Raw genomic sequence first — 5,929 nt, 5'->3', positions numbered from 1 at the left:
GACATTGCACAGCAAGCTGGCGCCGATCAGGCTGGCCAGTGCCAGCAGGCCGCCTGCGCGCGTGGCCGGTAGTGCCCACAGCAATGTGCATGCCGGTAACAGAATCCACAGCGAGCCCAAGTGGGTGATGCTGCGCCAGAAAATATCGAGCGCGGGGCTGCGTAGCGATGCCAGCGCCGCGAGTATGGCTGCATCGCCGCCGCGGCCGGCCAGCATCAGGATGCAAAGCAATAGCAATAGGGCCAGCCCGATCAGCCAACTGTGCAGTAGGGGAGACATCATGTCCGGATGGTGATGGCAATGGCCGTAGTATGCCAGAGTCGGGTGTCGTCGCCAGATTACCCGCATAGGGTATATGTAAATGCTTATACTATTATTCTAATTAACTCACTTTGAATGCCCCCATGATCGCCCTAATGGAAGCCCGCAACGCCGGGCTGTTTAAAACGCGCGCCCAATGGGTCAACAATATTATCGCCGGCGTGATCGTCGGCGTTGTCGCTTTGCCGCTGGGGATGGCTTTTGCCATCGCCTCCGGCGCCAAGCCCGAGCAGGGCCTGTACACCTCGATTGTGGCGGGTCTGCTGATTTCGGTATTCGGCGGCAGCCGGGTGCAGATTTCCGGCCCGACCGGTGCCTTTATTGTCATTCTGGCGGCGATTACCGCCAAGTACGGCATCGTTGGCCTGCAGATCGCCACCATGATGGCAGGCGTGATGCTGCTGCTGATGGGACTCACCAAAATGGGGGCGGTGATCAAGTTCATACCGGCGCCGGTGATTATCGGTTTTACCGCCGGTATTGGCGTGATCATCTGGGTCGGGCAATGGCGCGATTTTTTCGGTTTGCCTAAAGCAGCCGGCGAGCATTTCCACGAAAAGACCTGGCATTTGATCCAGTCTTTGCCCGATCTGCATCCGGCGACCACGGCGCTAGCGCTACTGGCTTTGTGTCTGGTGATCTTTACCCCCAAAATCCCCTACCTCAAGCGCCTGCCGGGGCCACTGGTAGCCATGGTGGTGGCGACGCTGATCCAGTCGCTGTTTGCTTTTAAGGGTGTCGCCACCATAGGCAGCGCTTTTGGCGGCATTCCGCAGGGTCTGCCCGGCTTTTCCATTCCTTCGGTAACACCGGCGCTGCTGGTGGAGCTGGTCGGGCCCGCGTTTACCATTGCCATGCTGGGCGCGATCGAGTCCTTGCTGTCGGCGGTGGTGGCCGACGGCATGACCGGCACCAAGCACAACTCCAATCAGGAACTGGTGGGGCAGGGGATCGCCAATATCGTGACCCCGCTGTTCGGCGGTTTTGCCGCTACCGGCGCGATTGCGCGTACCGCGACCAATATCCGCAACGGCGGTACTAGCCCGCTGGCCGGCATCGCGCACTGCGCCGTGCTGTTGCTGATCGTGCTGTTTCTGGCGCCGGCAGCGGCCAATATTCCGCTGGCCGCCCTGGCCGCCATCCTGTTTGTGGTCGCTTACAATATGAGCGAAATCCGCCACTTCAAGCATATGCTGCGCCATGCGCCGCGTGCCGATGTGGCCATCTTGCTGATTACTTTTGTCTTGACCATCTTTACCGACTTGGTGGTCGCGGTGAATATCGGTGTGATTCTGGCGACGCTGCACTTTTTGCGCCGCATGGCCGCCTCGGTGGACGTGCATGAGTTCAAGGGCGAAGACCTGCATATGGAACTCAAGCACCACGGTGTCGAGCGCCTGCCGGACGATGTGCTGGTGTTTGAAGTCGAAGGGCCGTTTTTCTATGGGGCGGTGGAGAATTTTGCCAGCGCACTGGAAAACACCAATACCGAGCCGCGTGTGCTGATCCTGCGCCTCAAGCGGGTGCCGTTTATCGACGGCTCGGGTCTGCGTTCGCTGGAAGAGGTGTGCCGCAAGTTCAGGGCGCGCGGCGTGCGCGTGATCCTGTGCGATGCCGGCCCCAAGGTGCGCCCGGAGCTGGTCAAGTCCGGTATCGCCCACCTGCTCGGTCGCGGCGGCATCTATCGCAAGCTGATTGATGCCGTGCGTGCCAGCGTCGTGGCCGAGCCGGCGCAGGAGAAGGCCGACGCCTGAGTACGAGCCGGCGCAAACTCATGGCCGGCTTGTCTTTGTCTGTCAGTCGCTTATTGCGGCAGCCGGATTTCGACCAGTTGCCATGAGGCCAGGCCTTTGCGCTGCAGCACAAAGCTGTTTGCTGCGCCGGCTTCGCCGGTCTGGATCACGAAACGGTTAAAGCCTTCGTAGCCCATACTACTGTCAGATGGCTTGTCGGCATCGGGGGACGGTGCGCTTGGCTCTTCGCTGTTTGCTGCACCCTTCGGGCTGTCCAGCCGTTTAAGCTGGCCCTTGCCTTGCAATAGCAGCGAGAGCCCTTGCTGCGAGACGAGGCCGTCAACCATGCTGTTGATGACAGGATCGGCAAGGGCTATGCCTAAGGCGGCAAACGGCGTGTCCTTGCCTGTTTGTGGCAGCATCCGGGCTCTGAGCTCGGCTTTCAGGCTGGTTTTGAGCGCCGGATAGTCGATATAGCCCGATAGCGCGGCCGAATCCTGTTGCTGCGCTGCCTGTTGCATGCCCTGCACCACGAGATAAGGGGTGTAGTAAAACCAGCCTGCGCCTGCGAGAGCCGTGACTGCCAGCGCGGCCTTGATCTTGCTGTTCATTTTAATTCCAAAATAATGCGCGTCATCCGGGCGAAGCACCCGGACCCATCTAGCCAGTGTAACAAAAGAAGGAATCGCATTCTTCTTCGGCGGCGGCAGGGGCTTGCTGATTGAATGTGTATCTGGTCATGCCTCCTTGGCAATGGTTGAAGGTGTCCGTTTTTTCAGCATGCCGCTGTGGACTGGTCGCACCAGGCATGGAAGCGGAGCGCCTGGCGTATCTGAGCCAGGCACAAAAAAGCCACCGGACCGATGGGGCGGTGGCTTTTGCAGGCTTTAGCCGCGTTTGGCATCCAGCAGGACAGTGTGAAAGCGTTTGGCCCAGCTCTTGATCAGTTGATCCATATCGTCCCAGGTGATGTTTTTGCCTTGAGAAATGCTTTCATCGGCCTTGCGCGAGGCCACACCGGCCGCGATCTGGCGGTTGTTCGGGTCGAGAATTTCCATCTCGGCGGTAATCTCCACCACGCGCGGCGCCGTGCCGGTAACCTCGCGGCCAGCGTTAAAGAGCGCCTTGACCGGGATAAAGTCGGTCGGGGTCAGCGCGGGGTCAGTTGCCTGTATGCCGGTGATGGCGCTGCGCACCCGGATCACGTCCGGCCCCGGTGCATTCACCAGCTGAAAGTCCTGCGCCAGCTCCTGCCGGAAGGCATTGAGCATCCCGTCAGCGATGCGTTTTTTGACGGCGGGTGAGAGACTGTTAACGCTGTATTCCGGGTTGTCAGACAGGATGACGGCAACCGGCTCGAACATGATCTTGTTGTAGGCCTTCCAGTTGGCCGTACGGTTGATATAGCGCATCGTGCTTTGCCCTTCGGGCTTGAGCTGCGAATAATTGGAAATAAAGCCCGAGCGCGGTTTATTCTCGACCGATGCGCCATCAGACATCCCTGTGGTACTGCAAGCGGTTGCGCCCAGCGCCACCAGAGTGGCCAGCATTGCCTGTTTCATCTTCATCTTGCTCTCCTCGCTGTTGTGATAAACCCACTACCTGCCATGTCCTGACCTTGCGCCGCGATCGCTCAGAAACGATGGGCGTAATTGGCCGAGATGAAATACATCCGGGGATGCGAATAACGGCCTGCCAGCGGTGCGGGCTGCGAGACGCGCGCCTCCCCGCTATCCACATATTCGAAGGCCAGTCCGAGCGATGTGTTGCTATCCAGTGCATGCTGTGCGCCGATGCCAAAACGCCAGGTAGCCGATGCCGGCATCGTCAGCGAGGTATCGCCCTGGTCGACATACATACTGTCATCGTGGGCAATGCCCATATTCAGCCGGGTCTGGGCATCCCATTGATACTGGACACCCGCCGCCACATGCCATGTATCCTGCAGGCGCAGCCGTGAAGAGACACTGCGACTGGCCGTAGACACATCCATATCGCTGAAACGGCTCCAGTCCTGCCAGCCCAGATTGCCCAGCAAGGTCCATCTGGAATCCAGCGCGTGTACCACGCTGAACATCGCCTGCTGCGGGCTGGATACAGCCGCGTTGACAGGCAGGCTCCAGCTGATGCCGGACAGTGGCAACTGACCGGAGGCATCGACATCGAACTGGTACTTGACCTCGCTGGTCCACATCAGGCCCAGCCGGGTATCGGGTGACAGGGTATACATCGCGCCCAGATGGGCATTGGCGGCCCAGTCGTGGTCGTCCCGGGTGACTTCACCGCGGTCACCCACCTGATCGCGCGTCAGCGAGAAAATGCCGTAATTGATGCCTAGGCCGGCACCCAGCGACCAGGCGTCATCGATACGGTAGGCTAGCGTAGGCTGCAGGGTCATGCCGATCATGGTGGCCTTGCTGACCAGATTGCGCCCGGCCCATTGATCACCGAAATCCAGGCTCAGACCGAAGTTGCCGTACAGCCCGATACCGGCTTTCAGATCATTGCTGATGCTGTGGCTGTAAAAAATGCTGGCAGCAGGCAGCCAGCCGATCACATTGCCTGGCCCCTCTAGCCTGCCACGCGCCATCTCGTAATCGAGATCGCCATACAGCAACTGCCCCCCCGCGCTGAACTGGTTGCCGTCCAGCCGCGTCATTCCGGCCGGATTGCTGGCCAGCGTAGATGCATCCTGCGCCCGGGCCGCAGAACCGGCTCCGGCCAGTCCCAGGTCTTCAGTTGCCATCTCGTAAAGATAAAGCCCGCCCGCCGGGGACAAGCTGCTAAGCGCCAGACACAGCGCACCCAGTAGCCGCTTGATGGGAGTTGTTGTCATTGAAGAGTCTCCTTGCGCGGGTTTGCTGCCGGGGTGTCCCTGTTTCGGCTGCCATGCGCCATAAAATCAAGCATTTATCATGTAAATTCTTTCTAGATATAGGTTGGATTTGTGGCGTTTTTTAGTGAAACATGGCCATAAGGACATTTAATTTCTGCTGTCGCTGTGTCTTGTCGCAAAAATGCCGCATACAAGCAGGCAAAAGCAGAACGCCCATCCTTCAGCAGGATGGGCGTGGCAAGGGCGAGGGAAGGGAGTGAACTTATGGCGTGCCGAGAAAGAGGTAGACGGCCTTCGGCCCCTGCCGGGCGTGGCCATAGCCCAGGAATACCGGTCCCAGCGGGGTCTCTCCACCCAGATAGAGCGTGGCCGACTCCTGCCAGCCATTCAGCTGGCTTTCGCTAAAGCGCCGGCCAAAGGTGGCGCCTTCCAGCGCAAGTCCCAGCCGCATATCGCCACGCAAGCCCAGCGGCAGCTTGCCGATGATTTTTTCGGCCCGCAGTTGGACAAAGCGCATATCGTCACCGACCAGCTGATCCTGCGCATAACCGGAAAGATTGAGGAAACCGCCCAGTTTCGAAGCCTCGTAGAACGGGACGCTGCCATGCACGGTCTGGCTGCCCCTGAATCTTCCGCTCACGATCAATGGCCCCAGTGGGGCCGCGCCGGACAGGCTGCCGGAGAGGTTGCCGTAGTTCAGTTGGGGCGAGTCGATATAGGCCAGACGCGCGGCCCAGCCCGAGGTCGGCAGATAGAGGCGGTTCGTCTGGTCCAGATCTAGCGTGAGATAGGCACTGCCGAAGTGCTGGTTGCTCTCCCCAAGCTCGGGAGCGCCTGTTTCCAGCGCAGCATCCAGCCAGGTCTCGCGCCAGCCCAGCCGCGCCTGACCCAGCAGGCCGATATTGATGCCCACCCCCAGATTAAGCTGGCTGGTCTTGACCCGGTATTCCGCCAGCTTCTGGTCGTTCTGGTAGAAATTGCGCAATTCGTCGCTGTAACTGGCCATGGGTTCGACAAAGAAGCGCTGACGTTCATCCAG

General features: G+C 59.7%; 6 protein-coding genes. 1 reads left to right on the top strand and 5 read right to left on the bottom strand.

The features are described 5' to 3' along the window. A partial coding sequence (locus ACRC1E_RS10650; RefSeq protein WP_438515075.1) for a hypothetical protein occupies nt 1-282 on the bottom strand: 282 nt, incomplete at its 3' end. 122 nt (nt 283-404) lie between these two features. On the opposite strand from ACRC1E_RS10650, the gene ACRC1E_RS10645 reads away from it, so the two are divergent. After that, nucleotides 405-2,075, top strand: a complete 1,671-nt coding sequence (locus ACRC1E_RS10645; RefSeq protein WP_438515074.1) for a SulP family inorganic anion transporter — start codon at nt 405-407, stop codon at nt 2,073-2,075. 50 nt (nt 2,076-2,125) lie between these two features. Here the strand turns inward: ACRC1E_RS10645 and ACRC1E_RS10640 are convergent, their stop codons facing one another. From ACRC1E_RS10640 to ACRC1E_RS10625, 4 genes are all read right to left on the bottom strand, one after another. Further along, the gene (locus ACRC1E_RS10640) at nt 2,126-2,665 is read right to left on the bottom strand and encodes a DUF2939 domain-containing protein (RefSeq protein ID WP_438515073.1); all 540 of its coding nucleotides are present in this window, start codon (nt 2,663-2,665) and stop codon (nt 2,126-2,128) included. A gap of 276 nt (nt 2,666-2,941) precedes the next feature. After that, nucleotides 2,942-3,622 carry a DUF3313 domain-containing protein gene (locus tag ACRC1E_RS10635; protein WP_438515072.1) on the bottom strand — a complete coding sequence of 227 codons (681 nt, stop codon included), beginning with the start codon at nt 3,620-3,622 and terminating at the stop codon, nt 2,942-2,944. A 65-nt stretch (nt 3,623-3,687) separates the two neighbouring features. Further along, nucleotides 3,688-4,890, bottom strand: a complete 1,203-nt coding sequence (locus ACRC1E_RS10630) for an OmpP1/FadL family transporter (protein ID WP_438515071.1) — start codon at nt 4,888-4,890, stop codon at nt 3,688-3,690. Between the two features lie 262 nt (nt 4,891-5,152). Continuing rightward, nucleotides 5,153-5,929: BamA/TamA family outer membrane protein (locus ACRC1E_RS10625; protein WP_438515070.1), on the bottom strand; the 777-nt coding region annotated here is incomplete at its 5' end.

This window comes from Craterilacuibacter sp. (genome assembly GCF_051659485.1).
Lineage (GTDB): Bacteria > Pseudomonadota > Gammaproteobacteria > Burkholderiales > Chromobacteriaceae > Craterilacuibacter.
The sequence above is the reverse complement of the archived record's forward strand: the minus strand, read 5'-3'. Positions and strand labels throughout refer to the sequence as shown.

Coding starts and splice junctions, on each gene's coding strand:
- ACRC1E_RS10640 (WP_438515073.1), bottom strand. CDS start 2,665: ATGAACAGCAAGATCAAGGCCGCGCTGGCAGTCACGGCTCTCGCAGGC.
- ACRC1E_RS10630 (WP_438515071.1), bottom strand. CDS start 4,890: ATGACAACAACTCCCATCAAGCGGCTACTGGGTGCGCTGTGTCTGGCG.
- ACRC1E_RS10645 (WP_438515074.1), top strand. CDS start 405: ATGATCGCCCTAATGGAAGCCCGCAACGCCGGGCTGTTTAAAACGCGC.
- ACRC1E_RS10635 (WP_438515072.1), bottom strand. CDS start 3,622: ATGAAGATGAAACAGGCAATGCTGGCCACTCTGGTGGCGCTGGGCGCA.